Genomic DNA, 19,796 nt, shown 5'->3' on the forward strand with positions numbered 1-19,796 from the left:
TTTTGCGCGGGGCGACTTAATTTAGGGCAGCCAGCCCTGTTTTCGGTACCAATCGACTGTGTGAGCGAACCCGTCGAAAAGACCGAATACGCTGGGTACTCCCTCAGCCATCGGAGCGCTAGATGGTGTCCAATCGGCGTGAAGCAACTCCCTGGCCTTACCTAAACCGAACACCATGGGGGTCTGACTGGCGAAAGACCAAGCATCCGCAAGGGCTCCGGCGGCCATGACGCCCGCCTTTGGAAGCCTTACCAGGCTTGGTTTTCGGCCCATCACGCTGGCCGCCGTACTCATGATTTCCGCCCAGGTGTAACCGTCGCGCCGCACATCCGATAGCTCTACCAGGCCTGAAACGGGGTTTTTGCAATAGGCCGCAAGCTGTGACGCGGCGTCGTGGACATGGATCATCGCCACTCTCGACGTCGGAGAGAGCACCGGCAGCACGGGGCTGGAGGCGGCCAGCTTGAAGACTTCCAGAGTTTCGGTGTCGCCCGGACCATAGATCGCCGGCGGTCGGACGATCAGCGCGTCCGGCGAGTCCGCCAGGACGGCGTCCTCGCCCGCGCGCTTGCTGGCGGCGTAGTTCGACAGCGTCGGTTCGCGCGCCGCGAGACTCGACACCAGCAGGAAGCGCGCCCTGGCCTCACGCGCGGCCTGGGCGGCGGCGAGCGCGCCGTCGCGATTGACCGCGTTGAAGGCGTCCAGGGAGCGGGCCTTGATCAGGCCGGCCACGTGGACCACCACCTCGGCCCCTTCGCTGAGCCGGGCCAGCGCGCCGGGCGCGCGCAGGTCTCCCGCGACGACCTCGACGTTGAAGTCCCGCCAAACGGGGTGGATCGGGTCGCGCCGGACCAGGACGCGCGGCGTCCAGCCGTCCTGGGTCAGGGCGCGGACCAGATGGCGGCCCAGGAAGCCCGTGGCTCCGGTGACGGCGACGACGCCTGGCATCAGTCGCCGTAGGTCCCGGCCAGATAGGCGGCCTTGGCCTTGGAGCGGCTGAGCTTGCCCGAAGAGGTCTGCGGCAGGGCGTGGGCGCCGACCAGCTTGACCTTGGCGTCGACGCCGTGGCGCGTGCGCAGCAGGGTCGTGACCTGCTCGACCAAGCCGGCGCGGCTGTCGGCGTCGCCGCCGCGCGCCTGCACCAGCACCACGATCTGGTCTTCTGGCTCGGCGGGGATGGCGAAGGCGCAGACGTCGCCGCTGCGCAGGCCGTCGATCTCGTGGTCGGCGGTCCACTCCAGGTCCTGCGGCCAGATGTTGCGGCCGTTCAGGATGATCAGATCCTTGGCGCGGCCGGTGATGACGATCTCGCCCTCGATCTTGAAGCCAAGATCGCCGGTATCCAGCCAGCCGTCGGCCGACAGCACGCGGGCGGTCTCTTCGGGGTTGGCGAAATAGCCGCTCATTACCGAGGGGCCCTTGGCGAAGATGCGGCCGACGCCGCGCTCGGGCAGGACCTGGCCGTCTTCGCCGCGCACTTCCAGGAAGTGGTGGGGCAGGGCGGGGCCGCAGCGGGCGAAGTCGCGGGCGCGTTCGGAGCCTTCCGGCGCGTCCACGGCCAGAGCGTCGCGCTCCAGGCGCTCGACGTCGAGGGTTTCGGCGCGCAGGCCCTTGTCCAGCGGCGCCATCGACAGGGCCAGGGTGGCCTCAGCCATGCCGTAACTGGCCACGAACGCCTTGTCCGAGAAGCCCGCGGGCCCGAACGCCTCGACGAACGCCTTCAGCGGCGGCATGCGGATCATGTCGCCGCCCAGGCCGGCCTGGCGCCAGTGGCTGAGGTCATAGCTTTCCAGCGACTGGCCCTGGACGCGGCGCGCGCAAAGCTCGTAGCCGAAGGTCGGGCTGTAGGCGGTGGTGGCCTTGTTGCGCGAGATCAGGTCGATCCACAGCAGCGGGCGGCGGACGAAGGCCCCGGTGGGCAGCAGGTCGACCGACATCTGGCAGGACAGCGGCGCCAGCAGGAAGCCGATCAGGCCCATGTCGTGATAGAGCGGCAGCCACGAGATGGCGCGGTCGCTGGGCACGACCTGCAGGCCGTCGCGCGTGATCGCCACGCAATTGGCCATCAGGGCCTTGTGCAGGACGAGGACGCCGGTGGGCGTACGGGTGCTGCCCGACGAGAATTGCAGGTAGCAGGGATCTTCCGGCGTTAGGGTCGGCAGGGCCGCGCCGCCGTCTTCGGGCAGGTCGGCCAGGACGCCCGCGAAGTCGAGGCCCGCGCGCTGGCCGATCTCCGCGACCCAGTCCTTCAGGCCGACCGGGCCCAGCAGGATCTTGGCCTTGGCCGAGCGGGCCAGGTTGGTGATCTGCTCGATATAGGCCTCGCGGCCGCCCAGCGGGGTCGGCAGGGCCATCGGCGCGGGCAGCAGGCCGGCGTACTGGCAGGCGAAGAAGGCCCGCACGAAGTCGCCGTCCGTCTCGGCCAGCAGGGCGACGCTGTCGCCGACCTTGGCGCCGGTCGCCAGCAGGCGGCGAGCCAGGACCTGGGCGTCCTCGCGCAGCTTGGCGTAGGGCAGGGCTTCGACCAGCTCGCCGCGCAGCGAATAGAGGTTGATCCCAGTCTCGCCGGTGGCGGCGAAATCGAGGGCCTGGGTCAGGGTCGGGAAGTCGGCGAACCGGACGGTGCGGTCAGACGCCGTGGGCGTGATCATACTTGGGGCCTTCATCGTCTTTCGTCGTGCGCGCGGAGCTATCCTCCGCCGCGAGTCGGGCGAGCCTGCGGCGCGCCATCAAATACATCCCGATCGCCATCGCCAAGGCGGATGCGACCAAAGCCGCGCCCGCGCCGGTCAGGCCGAAACGCTCAATAAGCGGAACAAGCGCCGCGAAATAGCAGATCACAACGATCAGCCGAACCATCAAGGCCGCGCCGGCGGCGCGCATCGAGACCAGCATCGGCTCCAGCGGCAGGGTCATGACCCCGATCGCCGCGGCGGCGACCTGCCAGTTCATGACGCCCGCGGCCGCGCCATAGGCTTGGCCCATCACCGTCTCCAGGATCCAGCGGCCGGCGAGCAAGCTCACCGCCAGCAGGACGCCGGCCGCAGCGCCGCCGATCAGGGCGATCTGGATCGCCAGCTTGGTCATGGCCTGCTGGCCGCCCGAGGCGCGCATCTTGGCCAGTTCGGGATAGAGGGCCGGCACCATCAGTCGAGCGGGTTTGGCCATGCCGTCCGCCACCTGCTTGCCGATCCGCCAGAACGCCGCCTGGGCGGGCCCCAGCAGGGCGCCGACGGCCATGGTCAGGACATGGGTGAAGCCGACCTCCAGCGTGCCGGAGAAGTTGGTCGACAGGGCGAAGCGCCAGACGCCGGGCAGGTCCTTGCTGGTCGGTCCCAGAATGGAGAAGCCTTCCAGCAGGCCGCGCTTCTTGAGGTCCCAGATCGCGATGCCGGCGATGTAAAAGAACGAGGCGAAGGTGCCCGCCGCCCAGGCCAGCAGGAAGTACTGGATTGGCGCATGGGTGACGGCGCAGATCGCGCAGCCGATCATCCGCACGAACGAGCTGATCGCCTGTTCCGCCGCCAGGAAGCGGAAGCGGTCGAACAGGCGTAGCAATCCCACGCCCGTCGCCGAGGTCATCACGCCGATCGAGAGAGCGTAGAGCGCGCCGTAGCCGCTCATGCCGTCGGGCCAGCGCAGCTCCTTCCAGAACAGCCAGGCGCCAAGAACGCCCAGACTGACGCCGATGATGCTGCTGATCAGGTCCAGCATCAGCGACAGGCGCAGCACCTGCTGAAACTTGGTCCGCTCCTTCTTGAGCAGCGGGTCGGTGCCGTAGGTCAGAACCGTCTGCCAGGACTCGAAGTGCGCCACCTCGCCTAGGAACTGGGCGAAGGCGTTGATGATCACCAGGACGCCCATGGTCTCCTTGCCGAGACTGCGGGCGGTGAGGGCGATGTAGGCGAGGCCCACGACGGCGTTGACGACCCGGCCGCTGAGCAGGTGCCCGGCATTGGCCAGCACGCGCTTGATCGGCGGCGTCGGGTGTTCGGCGGTCGCGGTCACGCGCAGGCCCCCAGCCGCTGCGCGATCGCCCGCGCGGCCCGCGTCGAGGACGGCTCGTTGGTGATGTCGAAGGTCTCGGCGATGCCCCGGGCCTGGACCGCGTGGAAGCTGTCATGGCTTGCGAAGGCCCGATCGACGTCGTCGCCGAGCGTGTCCACGCCGTCCAGCACCGGCCCGAACAGCCAGTGGTGAAAGCTGCGGTCGCCGCGCCAGTCTGCGCCGCTGGCGTTGAGGAACAGGCACGGCTTGGGCGTGCGCAGGAACTCGTAGATCTGGCTGGAAACGTCGCCCAGATAGAGGTCGGCCGCGCGCGTATAGGTCATGTCCGCAGCCGCCGGGCCACCAAGGTCGACATGGATCCGAGGGTGTTCGGCGAAGCGCTTGAAGGCGGCGCGCTCTTCGCTGGAGGATGTCTCGAACAGGCGAATATGCGGGGCGAAGATCAGGTTGTGACGATCATCGGCCGCGAAGGCCTCCAGGATCCGCCAACCCCATTTCGGCCAGGAGCTCAGCTCGGGATGGAAGTGCGGATTGTACAGCACCACCGGGCCTGATTTTTCGAAGCGCGGCGCCGGGCGCTGGGGCAGGGCGTCGACCAGATCGAACTTGGGATAGCCGACCATGGCGCAGTTCTCGGGCTTGACCCAGCCTTCGCCGACCATTCGGTCGCGCTGCTTGGGACCGGCGGCCATGACCAGATCGAAGACCCGCAGCCGCGGCTCGAAGGGGCCCTCGCGGTCGCCGGCGCCGTGCTGGGTGTAGACGAGGATCGGATGGCGCACGCCCAGCTTTCGCAGAAGGGCGGTGGTTCGCTCGGGCGTGATGACGGCGTCGTAGCGTCCCAGCCGCAGGGCGTTGGCGATCAACATCGGCGCCTTGGGCGGCGCGCCGCCGCCGCTGAGCCGGCGCATCCAGGCTGGGGGCAGCAAGACGAGCGCGATCGGCGCGCCGCCGAGTTCCTTCATCAGGCCCGCGACATAGTCCAGCAGCTCCTGGGTCGTGGCCGCGATCTCGACCTTCAGGTCCGGCCAGCCGCGCGCCATGGCGACGGCCACCGACAGGCTGTGCCAGACCTGATGGTGCTGCGCGATATAGAGGAAGCAGACCCGCTTTTTGGCCACCTCAGCGACGCGGCTCCAGGCGCGTGCGGACCCGGCCGTTCAGAATGACCCGGTCGCCCTTGTCCTTGACGTCGTAGGCGTTCGCCTGCGTGCTGCCCTCTGGACCAGAGCCGGCGATGCCCGCGTTGCCGCTGACCTCGCCAGTCCGCATGTCGATCAGGGCCTGGGGGGCGTCGAACTCATAGCCTTCGCCGTTGGTGATCTTCACGTCCTGGGTCAGCAGCAGGGTGTGCGCCGCCTCGCGATAGACGCCGCTCTTGGCCGTCGCCTGGCTGGCGTTCGGCTGGCCGTAGCCGCGGACCAGGGTCGGGGAGGTCAGACGGACCAGATCTTCGTCTTCCGAGTCGCGCGCGGCCCGGTCGGCGGTGATCAGGAACGGTCGGCCATCCTTCAGCACGCCCGTGAAACGCGGTTTGTCGAGCAGCAACGGCGTCGACGAGGCCTGGGTCTGCAGCTTGCTCGAAGCCAGGCTGCGCCACGAGGCTTGGCCCACGACCGCCGCGCCGACGAGGATGGCGAACACCGCCAGGCCCAGGCGCAAGCGACGAACCGGCGCCCGGCGTCGGTTGCGGGCCCGTTCGGCGGCGCTGAGCGTGGGTGTGGCGGCGGCTGCGCCGTCGGTCTGGGTGAGCATTTCGGCCATGGATAGTCCTACGCCGCCGTTCGCCCAAGACCTTTGTTTCTCGCCAAGCCTGTTGTTTGGGGCGAAAAGCGCCGGATGGCAATCTATCGACACTTGTTGTGTCACTATATATGCTGCTCGCCTTGGCGAGCGAGGGAATACGAGTATGCGGCTCTTGAAGGCGCTTGGCGCGGCGGTAGTGGTTCTGGGGCTCGCTGGCGCGCTCCTGTGGTTGTTCCGGTTCGACCTGATCATCCTCCTGGCCCGCGCCAAGCAGCCGAAGATCGAAGCCTATCGGCCGGTGTCGTGGAGCCCGGGGCCCGCGGCGGCGGCGTCTGGCGAGCGTCCGCCCAACGTGGTGTTCATCCTGGCCGATGACCTTGGCTACAACGATATCACCCTGAACGGCGGCGGGGTCGCTGGGGGCGCGGTTCCGACGCCCGCGATCGATTCCATCGCGCGCCAGGGTGTGACGTTCGCCAATGGCTATGCCGGCAACGCCACCTGCGCCCCGTCGCGGGCGGCGATCATGACCGGCCGCTACGCCACCCGGTTCGGCTTCGAGTTCACGCCGACGCCCGTCGCCTTCTCGCGCGTGGTGGGCGGCCACGCCGGCGACCGGTTGCATCCATCGCGCTTCAACGCCGCCGAGGTGAAGAACGTCCCCAAGGACGACAGCACCGAAGCGGTGCCCTCGACCGAGATCACCATCGCCGAGGCGCTGAAGACCCGCGGCTATCACACGGTCCACCTGGGAAAGTGGCATCTGGGCGGGATCAAGGGTTCGCGGCCGGAGGATCAGGGCTTCGACGAGAGCCTGGGCTTCATGGCGGGCGCGTCTCTGTTCGCGCCGGTCGGCGATCCCTCGGTCGAGGAGTCGCGCCAGGACTTCGACCCGATCGACAAGTTCCTGTGGGGCGCGCTGCCCTATGCGGTGCAGTACAACGGCGGGCCGTTGTTCCATCCCAACCGCTACATGACCGACTATCTGACGGACCAGGCGGTGGCGGCGATCGACGCCAACCGCAATCGGCCGTTCTTCCTCTATCTGGCCTACAACGCCGTCCACACGCCGCTGCAGGCGCCCAAGGCCGACTACGACGCCCTGTCGACGATCAAGGATCACCGTCTGCGGGTCTACGCCGCCATGGTCCGCAACCTCGATCGCAATGTCGGCCGGGTCCTGCAGGCCCTGAAGGATCGCGGGCTGGACGACAACACCCTGGTGATCTTCACCTCCGACAACGGCGGGGCGAACTATATTGGCCTGCCCGACATCAACCGGCCCTATCGCGGCTGGAAGGCGACCTTCTTCGAGGGCGGGATCAAGGCGCCGTTCCTGCTGCGCTGGCCCGCCCAGCTGCCGGCCGGCGCGGTCTATCGCAGCCCGGTCGCTCACGTGGACATCTTCGCCACCGCCGCGGGCGCGGCCGGGGCGAGCCCGCCGAAGGACCGGATCATGGATGGCGTCGATCTCGTCCCGTTCGTGAAGGGAAAGGCTTCGGGCGATCCGCACAAGGCGATCTACTGGCGCTCGGGCCGCTACAAGGTGGTGATGGCCGGCGGCTGGAAGCTGCAGGTCGCCCAGGAGCCGAACAAGATCTGGCTGTTCGACCTGGCCAACGATCCGACCGAACGGCGCGACCTCGCCAAGGCCCGCCCCGACAAGGTCCGCGAGCTAACGGCGATCCTGGCTCAGCTGGACAGCCAGATGGTCAAGCCCGCCTGGCCTTCTCTGCTGTCGGGTGCGATCTATATCGACCATCCCGGCGGCCAGCCGTCCAAAGCCAGTGACGAGTACATCTATTGGGACAACTGAGGTTTCTGTTCCTGTCGGCGGCGGCGCTTTGCCTCGCGGCCTGCGGACAAAAGACGCCCAAGGCCTGTCTGGCCGACTTGCCGGTTCCGGATCCGGCGCACCGCACGGCGGGCATGGTCAGGCTCTCCGGCGGCGATTTCCTGATGGGCGGCGCGCCGGTCCGGCCCGAGGAGGGGCCTCCGGAAAACGTCCGCGTCGCGCCTTTCTGGATTGACCGCACCGAGGTCACCAACGCAGCCTTCGCGCGGTTCGTCGCGGCTACGGGCTATCGCACCGTGGCCGAACGGCCGCTGGACCCCGCGCGCTACGCCCACCTGTCGGCGGCGCAGCGGCGGCCGGCCTCGCTCGTCTTCGTCGGGGAAAAGGGAGCGAGATCGGACGATCCTTCGCAATGGTGGCGGGTGATCCCCGGCGCCGATTGGCGCCATCCCGAGGGGCCGGGGTCCAGCATCCGGGGCAGGGACGCCTGGCCGGTCGTCCACATCGCCTGGGAGGACGCCATGGCCTACGCCCGCTGGCTGGGGCGCGACCTGCCGACCGAGGCCGAGTGGGAGTACGCCGCGCGGGGCGGCCTCGTCGCCAAGAAATACGCCTGGGGCGACCAGCCGCAGGATCCGAGGCATCCGCGGGCCAATACCTGGCAGGGCGTCTTTCCCGCCCAGGACCTGGGCGATGACGGCTTCAAGGCGCGCGCCGCGCCGGTCGGCTGCTTTCCGCCCAACGGCTACGGCCTGGTCGACATGGCCGGCAATGTCTGGGAATGGACCAAGGACTGGTTCCGGCCGGGCCTAGCGCCGGCCAGCGTGATCGAGACGGGCGGCCCGCCCGAGATCCGCGCCCTCGACCCCGAAGAGCCGAATGTCGCCAAGCACGTGATCAAGGGCGGCTCGTTCCTGTGCGCGGACGACTACTGCTTCCGCTATCGGCCGGCCGCGCGCACGCCGGGACCGCCCGATAGCGGCGCTTCGCACATCGGCTTCCGCACCGTTCTCAGAGCGCGTTAGAAGCCCGGACCCGGCCGCGTGCGGATGTTCAGCTGCCCGGCCAGGCCCGCCTTGCGATGGTGCTCGATGGCGTGCATCTCGGGCGACAAGGCCATGGCCTTGAAGGCGGCGAGGGATGGGTACTCGGCCAGGGCGACCGCGTCCCACAGCTCCTCGACCTCGCCCAGCAGCAGGCCGGTGACCACGCCGTTGTAGCGGATGCGGCCGCCCAGGCCCTCGACCAGCTTGCCGACCGCCTCGCCATAGCGGGCATAGGCCTCCTTGCCTGAAAGATGGCTGTCCGATCCGTCCGGATACTGAGCCTTTTCGCGGAACTTCAACAGGTTGACCATGACGAACGGTCCGTCCTCGGGCGCGCCGAAGAACTCCACCATTTGGGACTGTTCGGGGAAGACGGCGTTGAGGACCTTCACGCGACCGCCTCCGGCTGGGGCAAGGACGCGACCAGTTCGTCGAGCAGGGCGGCGATCTCGGCCGGGGCGTCCTCCTGGATGAAGTGTCCGCCCTTCAGCGTCACGTGTTTGGATTTCTGGGTCGCCGGCACGCGCGCCTTGAAGAGGGCGTCGCCGCCGCGCGTGATCGGGTCTGCGTCCGAGAAGGCGGTCAGGAACGGCTTGTCGAAGCGCTCCAGCACCTTCCAGGCGGCCTCGTTCTCGGCGATCGAGGCGTGCTCCGGCGTGATCGGAACCAGAGCCGGGAACTGCCGCGCGCCTTCCTTGTAGGTCTCGTCCGGGAAGGGCGCGTCATAGGCGGCGCGCTCGGCGTCGGAGAGATCGCGGGCCGTTCCGCCATTCAGGATGAAGCCGATCGGCAGTTCGGGAACGTTCTGGCTGAAGTTCAGCCAGGCCTCGAACCCCTCGGTCTTGCCCTGGCCGATCGGCAGGCCGGTGTTGGAGACGACCACGGCCGCGAACCGCTCGGGGAAGGCCGCGACGAGCCGCAGGCCGATAAGGCCGCCCCAGTCCTGGCAGAACAGGACGATGTCCTTGAGATCGTTGCGGACGAGCCAGTCGCTCATCCAGGCCACGTGCCGCTCGTAGGTGTAGTCGCCGCGCTTGGCCGGCTTGTCCGAGCGGCCGAAGCCGATCAGGTCGGGCGCCACGGCGCGGCGGCCCCTGGCGACCAGGTCGGCGATGACCTTGCGGTAGAGATAGGCCCAGGACGGCTCGCCGTGCATTAGCAGGATGGGGCGCTGGCCTCGCGGGCCCTCGTCGACATGATGGACGCGCAGGCGTGTTCCATCGGCGTCGGCGATCTCGGTGTAGCGAGGGGCGTAGGGCCAGTCGGCCAAATTCTCGAACCGCTCGTCTGGCGTCCGCAACACGTCCATGGTCGATCTCTCCACGCTTTCCGTTGTATTGACATAATGAGTGTCACTATATCGGCGGCTGTCAAGAACGACCTCGACGTTTGGCGGGTAGCGGCCGTGGCGCACGGACGTTAAGCAGGACGAAGGAGGACCTCGGACTTGGACCGCGCGCGCTATCTTCTGTCTCAGCCGAACGACGATGCGCCGTCCGCCGATGGCCGGCGTCGCCGAGGGCAGGACAGTCGCGCCCGCATCGTGCAGGCGATGCTCGACCTGGTCCGAGAAGGCTACGTTTCCCCCTCGGCCGAACAGGTGGCGGGGCGTGCGGAAGTCGGTCTGCGCACCGTCTTCCGGCATTTCAAGGACTTGGAGAGCCTGTACCGCGAGATGTCGGCGGTGATCGAGGCGGAGCTGATGTCCTTGGCGGACACGCCCTTCAAGGCCGCTGATTGGCGCGGCAGGGTGCTCGAGCTGGTCGAACGCCGGGGCTGGGCCTACGAGCGGGTCGCGCCCTTCAAGCGCGCTTCCGACGTCCACCGCCATCAGTCGACCGCGCTGGACCTCCACAACGCCAAGCTGGTCGCGGCGTCGCGGGAGATTCTGCGGCGCGAACTCCCGGCCGCTCTGGCCGCCGATCGCGATCTCTTCGAGGCGATCGACCTGCTGCTGAGTTTCGACGCCTGGCGGCGCCTGCGCCAGGACCAGGCGCTTGAGCCCGCGGCGACGACAGAGGTCCTTCAGGCGATGATTTCGGCGCTGCTGGATCGCGTGGCGGGCGCCTGACGCGTTCGGGAAGAGGGCCGGCCGGAGCTGCTCAATTCTCCGACCGGCGGAACACGACCGTAAGGGGCGGTCGCGGTCCTTGCCAAGAAAGGACGTCGCCATGGCGACACGTCCTCCATGGAGCCGGGAATATCTTCTGTTCGTCCAAGCCTTGCCGCGAGTGTCCTGACACGCTGTGTCAGCAGGCGAACCTGCGTCGCTTGCCAGCGGAGGTTGGAACGCCGAAGTTTCGCGGACGTTGTCGTCGCCTGGACCGGCAAGCGCCACCACGTCCCGAGGAGCCCTCATGACCCCCGACGATCTGCCCGTCCTCGATCCGGCGCCTCTGGATCTGGCGGAGGTCGAGGCCGGCGATACGGTTGAGCGCTACCGGCGGGTCCGTCGGCGCACCGAGGCCCTGGCCGCGCCGCTGTCGCCCGAGGACCAGGCCGCGCAGTCCATGCCGGACGCCAGTCCCACCAAGTGGCACCGGGGGCATACGACCTGGTTCTTCGAGACCTTTCTGCTCTCGCCGTTCCTGCCGGGCTACAAGGTCTACGACCCCGCTTTCGGCTACTTGTTCAATTCCTATTACGAGGCGGTCGGGCCCCGGCAGCCCAGGCCCCAGCGCGGCCTGCTGACCCGGCCCTCGGTCCAGGCCGTCAGCGCCTATCGCGCCCATGTGGATGCGGCCATGGAGCGTCTGCTGGACGGTCCGCTGACGTCCGAAATCCGCGAGCGCCTCGACCTTGGCCTCGCCCACGAGGAGCAGCATCAGGAGTTGATCCTGATGGATATTCTGCACCTCTTCGCCCAGTCCCCGCTCAGTCCGGCCTACCAGGCCAGCGCGCCGTCCAGCCGTTCGGATCCCGGTCCGCAACGCTTCCACCGGTTCGCGGGCGGTCTGGTCGATATCGGCGCCGACCAAGGCGGCTTCGCCTTCGACAACGAGCACCCCCGGCATCGTGTCTATGTCGCGCCGTTTCGCCTGTCCGATCGCCTGGTGACCAACGCGGAGTGGATCGCCTTCATCGACGCCGGCGGCTACCAGCGCGTCGACCTGTGGCTTTCCGAAGGCTGGGCGACCGCGCAGCAGGAGGGATGGACCGCGCCCGGCTATTGGCGGCTGGAAGCCAACGGCGTCTGGACCACCATGACCCTGCGGGGGCGCCATCCGGTGGATCCGAGCGCGCCGGTGGTGCATGTCAGCTATTATGAGGCCGCCGCCTACGCCGCCTGGGCGGGACGCCGGCTGCCGACCGAGGCTGAATGGGAAGCCGCGGCCACCGCTTCGGGCAAGAGCGCGCTGCGTCAGCTCTTCGGATCAGCCTGGCAGTGGACCTCCAGCGCCTACGCCGCCTATCCGGGCTTCAAGCCGGGAGCGGGCGCGCTTGGCGAGTACAACGGCAAGTTCATGATCAATCAAATGGTGCTCCGCGGCGGCTGCGAGGCGACGCCGCCAGGCCATTCTCGCGCGACCTATCGCAACTTCTTCCACCCCGACCGACGCTGGATGTTCGCGGGCGTGAGACTGGCCGACGATGATCGCCTGGCCGAGGTGACGCCGGGAAACCCGTTCCTTGAGGAGGTGATCGCGGGTCTCTCGGCCACGCCGAAGACCCTTCCGGCCAAGTACTTTTATGACGCCGAGGGCTCGCGCCTGTTCGAGCAGATCTGCGGCTTGCCGGAATACTACCTGACCCGGACCGAGACCGCCTTGCTGCGCGAGATCGCGCCCGAGATCGCCGCGCGCATTCCCGACGGCGCGGCCCTGGTCGAGTTCGGCAGCGGCGCCAGCACCAAGACCCGCATCCTGTTGGACGCGGCGCCGCAAGTAGCGGTCTATGCGCCGATCGACATCAGCCCATCCGCGCTTGAAGAGGCCGCCGCCAGTCTCCGCGCCGACTATCCCGACCTGGTCGTCGCGCCCCTGGTCGAGGACTTCACCCGGGCGCTCACGCCGCCCGAGGGTGCGCGCGGTCGACCTCTGGTGGGCTTCTTCCCGGGCTCGACGATCGGCAACTTCACGCCGGAGGAGGCCGAGGCGCTGCTGCGCGGGGCGCGCGAGCTGCTTGGCGAGGGGGCGCTGTTCGTGGTCGGGGCGGACGTCGCCAAGGACCCGGCGGTGCTGATCCTGGCCTATGACGACGCCCAGGGCGTCACCGCGGTGTTCAACCGCAATGTGCTGGTCCACATCAACCGCGAACTGGGGGGCACGTTCGATCCCGCCGCCTTCAGCCACCGCGCGGTATGGAACGCCGAGGAGAGTCGGATCGAGATGCATCTGGAGAGCGTCCGCGACCAGATCGTGATGGTCGGCGATCACGGCTTCGCCTTCGCCGCCGGCGAGACCATCCACACCGAGAATTCCTACAAGCACCCGCCTGAGGCGTTCGACGCGATCGCGCGGCGCGCGGGCTGGACCGTGGCCCAGCGCTGGATCAGCGCGGACCCGGCCTTCGGTGTCTACGTCCTGACGGCCTAAGAGGACGGGGCTGACGACAGACGCGAAAATGCGCCGGTTCCGAGGCTGTCGGAACCGGCGCATTCGAACCGCGGTTCGATCGCTTAGATGCCGCGTTCGCCGGGGCGACCGCTGCGCGAGGAGGATCCGCCCTTACGACCAGCGTTGGCCGCCAGGTCTCGATCCTTGGCGAAGCTACGCTTCTCGCTGGGCACGCTCGCTCCGCCCTTCCTGGCGATCTCGCGCCGGCGTTCCGGGTCCATGGCGGCGAAACCGCGACGACCGCGGGGACGTTCGCTATCGGTGTCCATCTGGGGCTCCTAGTCGGGACTGGTCACAGGCGGTACGAGCGAGGGCGCGACGCCATAGGGACGGTCGTCCCCAGGATCGACCGGCGGCGAGGTGGGGGGCTCCTCGACGGGGACGACGCCAGGTTCGTACTCGGGCGGCTTGGGCTCGGTCGGAGGCGGGGCGTCGGGGTCGGTCATTGGTGTCGTTTCCTGCGCGTTCCGGTGAAGTAACCAGCGAGGACGCTTTCGGTTCACCACGAAGCCGCACTAATTACGCCGGACCGGGATTGTCCCGGTTTCAAGGAGTCGCCTGAGAATGCCGCGCAACACCAAGCAAACGCCGTCCCGCGCCCTGTCGCATTGGCGTCTGGCGGTCGCTTTCGCGGTCGGACTAGTCGTCTGGATGACGGCGAACTATTTCGGCGCGCCGCGCGGCGCGCGGCTGTTGCTCGCCTGGGATGCCGCCGCCCTGGCGTATCTATTGACGATGTGGACGCTGTTCGTCCGGTCCAGCGAGGCCGAGATGCGCTCGCGCGCGTCGCGCTACGATGAACGCGTGCCGGTCTTGATGTTGATCGTGCTCACCGCCATCGCCGTCAGCCTGGGGGCGGTGGTCGACGCGATGATCGTGGCCAAGGATGCGATGAGCGGCGCGCGGGCGTTGATCATCGGCTGCGCGGGGGCGACGCTGGTGCTGTCGTGGCTGGTGCTGCAGACGGTGTTCGTTCTGCACTACGCGCACCGCTATTTCGGCGCGGGCAAGGACAAGGGCGGCATCGCGTTCCCGGGCGAGCAGCCGACCAGCTATCTCGACTTCGCCTATCTGGCCTTCAGCGTCGGCGCGACCTTCCAGGTGTCGGACAACAGCATCCTGACCTCGAAGCTGCGCCGCTTGATCACCGCCCACGCGGCCGCCGCATACTTCTACAACACCGCGGTCCTGGCGCTGGGCATCAACATCATCGCCAGCCTTGTCGGGAGCTAGCGGCGGCGCGGACGGCCGCGTGGCTTGTCGCGGTCCTTGCCGCCCTCGGCTCTGAGCTGGGCCGGGGTCTTGGGCAGCTCTTCCAGCTTCAGCGCGCCGTCCTTGTCGCGATCGAGCAGGGCGAAGCGGGTCTTGGCGGCCTTGGCGGCCTCGTCCTTGCTGATGCGGCGATCAAAGTCCGCGTCCGCGCCCATCACAGGCTCCGGCTCGGCGATCAGGCTATAGAGCGCGGCGCCCTGCAGGACGTTGGCGCCCACGCCGCCGCCGCGTCGGCCGCCAGGATCGTGGTCACGGCGAGCATGCGAAGCGGCGTCGAGGCGGTTTTCATAGCCAAGCTTTGAAAACCGCTCCGATTGCCGGGCAATGTCAGTCGTGGGCGCGCAGCTTATGCGGGCGCAACAAACCGAGGGCGTTTGCGGCCTTAGGCGGGCAGGCGCACGCTGGCGCGCAGGCCGCCGTCCTGGCGATTGGCCAGGGTCACGTCGCCGCCGTGGGCGCGGGCCAGGGAGCGGACGACCGCGAGGCCCAGGCCAATGCCGCCGGTTTGGCGATTGCGCGACGGCTCGCCGCGATAGAAGGGCTCGAACACCCGCTCCAGTTCGGTCGGCGGCACGCCGGGACCGTCGTCGTCGATCTCGATGATCGCCATGCCGTCCTCGGCATAGACGCGGCCACGCGCCGCGCCGCCGTACTTCAGGGCGTTCTCGACCAGGTTCTGGACCAGACGCTTCAGCGCCACGGGGTCGCCCTCGATCACGGTCTTCTCGGCCTGCTCGACCGTGGCGTCGCCCCCGGTCTCGGCCGCCTCGTCCATCACGCTTTCCAGCAGGGAGGAAAGCTCCAGCTTGGTGCGTTCGGCCGGTCGGTTGGTGTCGCGCACGAAACCCAGCGTCGCGGCGATCATCGCCTCCATCTGATCGATGTCGGCGGCCAGCTTCGGACGGATATCGTCGGGCGCGGCCTCGATGCGGAACTTCAGGCGGGTGAGGGGGGTGCGCAGGTCGTGGGCGATCGCGCCCACCATGGCCGTGCGGTCCTCGACGTAGCGGCGCAGGCGCTCCTGCATCATGTTGAAGGCCGAGGCGGCGGCGACCACCTCGGTCGAGCCGGACAGGTTCAAGGGCGGCGTGCGCGGGTCCTTGCCTAGCCGCTCGGCGGCGTCGGCGAAGGCGGTGATCGGCTGCGACAGGCGACGGGCGAACAGCCAGGCCAGCGGCGTCACGGCGATCACCGACAGCAGCAGGATCAGCAGGATGCGTTGCTGCCAGCTGTCCATGCGGAAGGTGGGCTTGGGTTCGACCACCAGCCAGCGGCCATCGCTTTGGCGCACGCCGAACTTGAAGTCGCCGAAGATCAGCGGCTCGTCCCGCGGCTGGTCGCGGGAGCCGGGCGGGCCGCCGGAGCCGGGTTCACGGGCGAACGGCTCGCGAGCCTGGCGTCCGTTGGGCGGGGGGCGAGCGTCCGCGGTGCTCGGCGGATTGACCGGCGTGCGACGGACGAAGAAGCGCGGTCCGTTATCGGTCTGCAGTTCGACGCGATTGGCCGGGACGCCGATCGCGCGCGCGATCCCAGCCTTGAAGTCGGCGCGGCGGATGCTGTCGGGGCCATTGGAGCGCATCGAGCCGTGCTGCTTGACCACCAACAGGCGGCCGTCGCGAGGCTGGACGGGCTGGCCTGTCTTGAGCGCGCGGACGATCTCGGCCGAACGATAGAATTCGGGCGGCGGCGGCGGCAGGTTGAAGATGACCGCGATCGCGATCAGCTGGGCCGCCACCAGAGTGACAATCACCAGCCCCAGGGCCTGCACGAACAGCGGCGCGCCGCGCCGAAACATCGTCATGGGGTGCGCACGACCTTGGCGGTGAACATGTAGCCTTCGCTGCGGATCGTGCGGATCAGCTCGCCGCCGCCGCCATCGTCCAGCTTGCGCCGCAGGCGGCTGATCTGCACGTCGATGGCGCGGTCATAGGCGTCGCTGTCGCGGCCGCGGGCCAGGTCCAGCAGCTGGTCGCGGGTCAGCACCCGCTGCGGGCGTTCGACGAAGGCGCGCAGCAGCGAGAACTCGCCGCTGGAGAGGTTCACGACCACGGATTGCGGCGAGCGCAGTTCGCGGCGGACCAGATCCAGTCGCCAGCCGGCGAACTCGCACGCCGCGCCCATGGCGTCGTCGGCCGCGCGCGGCTCCTGGCGCCGGCGCAGCACAGCCCGGACGCGGGCCAGCAGCTCGCGCGGATTGCACGGCTTGGGCAGGTAGTCGTCGGCGCCGAGCTCCAGGCCGACGATCCGGTCGGTCTCCTCGCCCATGGCCGAGAGCATGATGATGGCGGGGCCATCGGCGCCGGAGGACAGGCGTCGGCAGATCGCCAGACCGTCCTCGCCGGGCAGCATGACGTCCAGGACGATCAGGTCGATCGGCCCGCGCGCCAGGACCTGCTCCATGGTGCGGGCGTCCTGGGCCGTCTCCACCGCGTAGCCGTGGCGGCTGAGGAAGTCCGACACCACGTCGCGGATGCCGGGGTCGTCATCAACGATCAGGATGCGCGACGCCGCGCCCCGCGAAGCGTCTGGGTCGCCTTGGACGGTATTCTGGGCGTTTTCCATATGCGCTTTCCTGTCACGACCCCGTCACGCTCAGATTTCATCTCTGAAACAGCGGCGCAACCCTCCCGTGGCATCGAAATCCGGTCGGTGGGTCGTCCCCCCCATCATGCGGTCCTCCGGCGCTCGGGCCCGGTCTGCTTTCCCCCTTAGCGGATCGGGTCCGGTTGACCTCAGCCTGGCGAGTGGTTTTCGGGCGCGTGATAGCCCGCGCCCTGCGCTTTCATCGCGGCCACCGCGCGATCGCTGACGAACGGATTGCTGCGGCGCTCGGCCCCGAAGCTGGACATCGGCCCATGGCCCGGCACGAAGCGCACGTCGTCGCCCAGCGGCCAGAGCTTGTGGGTGATGGCGTCGATCAGGTCCTGGTGATTGCCCATCGGGAAGTCCGTGCGGCCGATCGAGCCCTGGAACAGCACGTCGCCGACCTGGGCGAACTTGGTCTGCCGGTGGAAGAACACCACGTGGCCGGGGGTGTGGCCGGGGCAGTGGAGGACCTCGAACTCGGTCTCGCCCAGCGTGACCTTGTCGCCATCGTGCAGCCAGCGGTCAGGAACGAAGATCCGAGCCTCGGGCATGCCGTACATCTCGCCGCTCTGCTGGATGCGGTCGATCCAGAACTGGTCGGCTTCGTGCGGGCCCTCGATGGGGGCGCCGGTGCGGGCCTTCAGCTCGGCCGCGCCGCCGGCGTGGTCCATGTGACCGTGGGTGATCCAGATCTTCTCCAGAGTCAGCCCCTTGTCGGCCAAGGCCCTGAGTAGACGATCGACCTCGCCGCCCGGATCGATGATCGCGGCCTTCATCGTCTTCGCGCACCAGACGATCGTGCAGTTCTGCTGCAGCGGCGTGACCGGGGCGATCACGGCGGCGATGGGCATCGCGTCACTCATCGGGCGACTCCAAAAGAAAAGGGCGGGAGCCGAAGCGCCCGCCCTTCTGACCTAAAGCCTATCGGCCAGAGATCAAGCCAACCTTGTTAGTCGCGCTCTTCCTTCGAGCCCGGCGCCGGGGCGCCCGGCATCGGCGGGACGGGACCGGCCGGCGCGTCAGCGGCCAGTTCTGGCACCTCGGTGAGGCCGCGGCCGACGTGGCTCTTGCGGTGGCCGTAGGCGAAGTAGATCACCAAGCCGATGGCGCCCCAGATGGGCAGCACGGCCATCGCCTCGACGGGGAGATTGAAGTACAGCACCGCGCAGCCGATGAGAGCGACGGGGGCCACTACCCAGAGAAGCGGCGTCTTGAACGGACGCGGACGGTGCGGATCCTTCACGCGCAGCACCATCACGGCGATCGACACCATGAAGAAGGCGAACAGCGTGCCCGAGTTCGAGATGTCGGCCAACTGACCGACCGGGAAGAACGCCGCCGCGATCGCCACGAACACGCCGGTGACCATGGTCACGATGTGAGGCGTCTTGAACTTCGGGTGGATGCTGGCCAGCTTTTCCGGCAGCAGGCCATCGCGGGCCATCACGAAGAAGATGCGGGTCTGACCGTAGATCATCATCAGGATGACCGAGGGCAGGGCCAGGTTCGCCGCCAGGCCCAGCAGGTTGCCGATGACCGGGAAGTTGATCTGGCGCAGCACGTGGGCCAGGGCCTCGTTCGAGCAGACCAGCACCTCCTTGTTGGCGGGCAGGGCGCAGGCGGCCACGAAGGCGGCCGAGCCCGGCTGCACGGCCGAGCCGTCGGCGCCAAGCACCGGCTGAGCGCCCATGGCGCCGATCGCGCCGGCCGCGACCAGCAGATAGAAGACGGTGCAGATGCCCAGCGAGCCGATCAGGCCGATCGGAACGTTGCGTTGCGGGTTCTTGGTCTCCTCGGCGGCGGTCGAGACGGCGTCGAAGCCGACGTAGGCGAAGAAGATCGAGGCGGCGGCGCCCACGATGCCCATGCCGGTGGTGCCGGCCGGACCGAACCAACCGTTGGGGGCGAAGGGCGAGAAGTTGCCGGTCTTGAGGACAGGCAGGGCGAGGGCGACGAACACCGTCAGGGCGGTCACCTTGATGGCCACCAGGGCGGCGTTCACGGTGGCGCTTTCGGTGGTGCCGACGACCAGGAGGGACGTCACGGCCAGCGCAACGACGATGGCGGGCACATTGACGATGCCATGGCTGAAGTCGGCGACCGGCATCCAGCCGTTCATGGACCAGGCGGGGCCTTGCCGCAGCAGCTCGGGCCATTGGAATCCGAGCGCGTTTTCAATCAGGCCGAGGAAATAGCCCGACCAGCCGGCGGACACGGCGCTGGCGGCGACCGCGTATTCCAGGATCAGCGCCCAGCCGACCATCCAGGCCAGCAGTTCGCCCATGACGGCGTAGGAGTAGGTGTAGGCCGAGCCCGAGACGGGCACCATGGAAGCCAGTTCAGAGTAGCAGAGCGCGGCGAAGGCGCAGACGGCGCCGGCGATCACAAAGCTCCACATCATGCCGGGGCCGGCCTTCTGCGCCGCCGCGGCGGTCAGAACGAAGATGCCGGTGCCGATGATCGCGCCCACACCCAGCAGCGTCAGCTGCACGGGACCCAGCGAGCGGTGCAACGATTTCTTCTCGGCCGTCGCTAGGATCGCATCAAGCGATTTTACGCGCCACATAGTTCCTCCTGAATAGGCAAGACTCCCCCTGGGGTCGCCTTTGGAAAATTTTGCGGACCGTGACCCTTTTATGAGCATGGGGTCAAGGTCGGGCGGTTAAAGCGCGTAAATGTTCTCCGCGCTTCTGACTAGGGCCTGTCGAGCTTGGATCGCCATCCAAACTCGAAAAAGCAGGCCCGCTTCCAAAGTGTGCAGAGCGTGATCGCCGCCGAAACCGCTCA

Annotated in this window: 19 protein-coding genes; 5 read left to right on the forward strand and 14 right to left on the reverse strand. The window is 68.3% G+C overall.

What is annotated here, in order from left to right; all coding sequences use genetic code 11:
- Positions 1 to 21: 21 nt before the first annotated feature.
- The 5 genes from cerR to lptC are packed head-to-tail and all read right to left on the reverse strand — an operon-like array spanning position 22 to position 5,763.
- Complete coding sequence (gene cerR, locus AX690_RS06145; RefSeq protein ID WP_066685215.1) at positions 22 to 948, reverse strand: ceramide reductase; 927 nt, start codon at positions 946 to 948, stop codon at positions 22 to 24.
- Positions 948 to 2,666, reverse strand: a complete 1,719-nt coding sequence (locus AX690_RS06150) for a fatty acyl-AMP ligase (protein ID WP_197426795.1) — start codon at positions 2,664 to 2,666, stop codon at positions 948 to 950. Before AX690_RS06150 ends, cerR begins: the two co-directional genes overlap by 1 nt.
- Positions 2,629 to 4,008 (reverse strand): lipopolysaccharide biosynthesis protein, encoded by a 1,380-nt coding sequence (locus AX690_RS06155; RefSeq protein ID WP_066685212.1) that lies wholly within the window; start codon positions 4,006 to 4,008, stop codon positions 2,629 to 2,631. The genes AX690_RS06150 and AX690_RS06155 overlap by 38 nt, the downstream gene beginning before the upstream one ends.
- Complete coding sequence (locus AX690_RS06160) at positions 4,005 to 5,129, reverse strand: glycerophosphotransferase (protein WP_066685210.1); 1,125 nt, start codon at positions 5,127 to 5,129, stop codon at positions 4,005 to 4,007. Before AX690_RS06160 ends, AX690_RS06155 begins: the two co-directional genes overlap by 4 nt.
- 1 nt (position 5,130) lies before the next feature.
- Positions 5,131 to 5,763: an LPS export ABC transporter periplasmic protein LptC gene (gene lptC, locus AX690_RS06165; RefSeq protein WP_066685351.1), complete on the reverse strand. Its 633-nt coding sequence runs from the start codon at positions 5,761 to 5,763 to the stop codon at positions 5,131 to 5,133.
- Between the two features lie 154 nt (positions 5,764 to 5,917).
- Here lptC and AX690_RS06170 point away from each other — a divergent pair, with 154 nt between their 5' ends.
- Together AX690_RS06170 and AX690_RS06175 are read left to right on the forward strand one after the other, a co-directional pair.
- Positions 5,918 to 7,570 (forward strand): sulfatase-like hydrolase/transferase, encoded by a 1,653-nt coding sequence (locus tag AX690_RS06170; RefSeq protein ID WP_066685207.1) that lies wholly within the window; start codon positions 5,918 to 5,920, stop codon positions 7,568 to 7,570.
- Positions 7,558 to 8,574, forward strand: a complete 1,017-nt coding sequence (locus tag AX690_RS06175) for a formylglycine-generating enzyme family protein (protein WP_066685203.1) — start codon at positions 7,558 to 7,560, stop codon at positions 8,572 to 8,574. The genes AX690_RS06170 and AX690_RS06175 overlap by 13 nt, the downstream gene beginning before the upstream one ends.
- On the opposite strand, the gene AX690_RS06180 is transcribed toward AX690_RS06175, so the two are convergent.
- Positions 8,571 to 8,987, reverse strand: a complete 417-nt coding sequence (locus AX690_RS06180; RefSeq protein WP_066685201.1) for a DUF1330 domain-containing protein — start codon at positions 8,985 to 8,987, stop codon at positions 8,571 to 8,573. The genes AX690_RS06175 and AX690_RS06180 overlap by 4 nt on opposite strands.
- Positions 8,984 to 9,904 carry a haloalkane dehalogenase gene (locus tag AX690_RS06185; protein ID WP_066685198.1) on the reverse strand — a complete coding sequence of 307 codons (921 nt, stop codon included), beginning with the start codon at positions 9,902 to 9,904 and terminating at the stop codon, positions 8,984 to 8,986. The genes AX690_RS06180 and AX690_RS06185 overlap by 4 nt, the downstream gene beginning before the upstream one ends.
- A 138-nt stretch (positions 9,905 to 10,042) precedes the next feature.
- Here AX690_RS06185 and AX690_RS06190 point away from each other — a divergent pair, with 138 nt between their 5' ends.
- Both AX690_RS06190 and egtB read left to right on the forward strand, forming a co-directional pair.
- Positions 10,043 to 10,666, forward strand: a complete 624-nt coding sequence (locus tag AX690_RS06190; RefSeq protein WP_066685195.1) for a TetR/AcrR family transcriptional regulator — start codon at positions 10,043 to 10,045, stop codon at positions 10,664 to 10,666.
- Between the two features lie 286 nt (positions 10,667 to 10,952).
- The gene (gene egtB / locus AX690_RS06195) at positions 10,953 to 13,130 is read left to right on the forward strand and encodes an ergothioneine biosynthesis protein EgtB (RefSeq protein WP_066685192.1); all 2,178 of its coding nucleotides are present in this window, start codon (positions 10,953 to 10,955) and stop codon (positions 13,128 to 13,130) included.
- 83 nt (positions 13,131 to 13,213) lie between these two features.
- On the opposite strand, the gene AX690_RS06200 is transcribed toward egtB, so the two are convergent.
- On the reverse strand, positions 13,214 to 13,420 hold the full coding sequence (locus AX690_RS06200; RefSeq protein ID WP_066685189.1) for a general stress protein: 207 nt from the start codon (positions 13,418 to 13,420) through the stop codon (positions 13,214 to 13,216).
- Positions 13,421 to 13,429: 9 nt separating this feature from the next.
- Positions 13,430 to 13,597: a hypothetical protein gene (locus AX690_RS22750; protein ID WP_156449584.1), complete on the reverse strand. Its 168-nt coding sequence runs from the start codon at positions 13,595 to 13,597 to the stop codon at positions 13,430 to 13,432.
- Between the two features lie 118 nt (positions 13,598 to 13,715).
- Between AX690_RS22750 and AX690_RS06205 the strand changes: the two genes are divergently transcribed.
- Positions 13,716 to 14,384 carry a DUF1345 domain-containing protein gene (locus AX690_RS06205; protein ID WP_066685185.1) on the forward strand — a complete coding sequence of 223 codons (669 nt, stop codon included), beginning with the start codon at positions 13,716 to 13,718 and terminating at the stop codon, positions 14,382 to 14,384.
- Here AX690_RS06205 and AX690_RS06210 read toward each other — a convergent pair.
- The 5 genes from AX690_RS06210 to AX690_RS06230 all read right to left on the reverse strand — a co-directional run bounded on the left by AX690_RS06210 (position 14,381) and on the right by AX690_RS06230 (position 19,575).
- A complete protein-coding gene (locus AX690_RS06210) occupies positions 14,381 to 14,641 on the reverse strand; it encodes a hypothetical protein (protein WP_369798179.1) in 261 nt (86 codons plus the stop codon). The two genes, AX690_RS06205 and AX690_RS06210, sit on opposite strands and share 4 nt — an antisense overlap.
- Before the next feature lie 164 nt (positions 14,642 to 14,805).
- Entirely contained in the window at positions 14,806 to 16,224 is a 1,419-nt protein-coding gene (locus tag AX690_RS06215) for an ATP-binding protein (protein WP_066685183.1), read from the reverse strand.
- Entirely contained in the window at positions 16,221 to 16,985 is a 765-nt protein-coding gene (locus tag AX690_RS06220; RefSeq protein WP_066685180.1) for a response regulator, read from the reverse strand. The genes AX690_RS06215 and AX690_RS06220 overlap by 4 nt, the downstream gene beginning before the upstream one ends.
- 170 nt (positions 16,986 to 17,155) lie before the next feature.
- Positions 17,156 to 17,872 carry an MBL fold metallo-hydrolase gene (locus tag AX690_RS06225; protein WP_066685175.1) on the reverse strand — a complete coding sequence of 239 codons (717 nt, stop codon included), beginning with the start codon at positions 17,870 to 17,872 and terminating at the stop codon, positions 17,156 to 17,158.
- A gap of 86 nt (positions 17,873 to 17,958) precedes the next feature.
- Positions 17,959 to 19,575: an amino acid permease gene (locus AX690_RS06230; protein ID WP_066685172.1), complete on the reverse strand. Its 1,617-nt coding sequence runs from the start codon at positions 19,573 to 19,575 to the stop codon at positions 17,959 to 17,961.
- Positions 19,576 to 19,796: the final 221 nt, after the last annotated feature.

The sequence above is a fragment of the Caulobacter sp. CCH9-E1 genome, assembly GCF_001556515.1.
Taxonomy (GTDB): domain Bacteria; phylum Pseudomonadota; class Alphaproteobacteria; order Caulobacterales; family Caulobacteraceae; genus Caulobacter.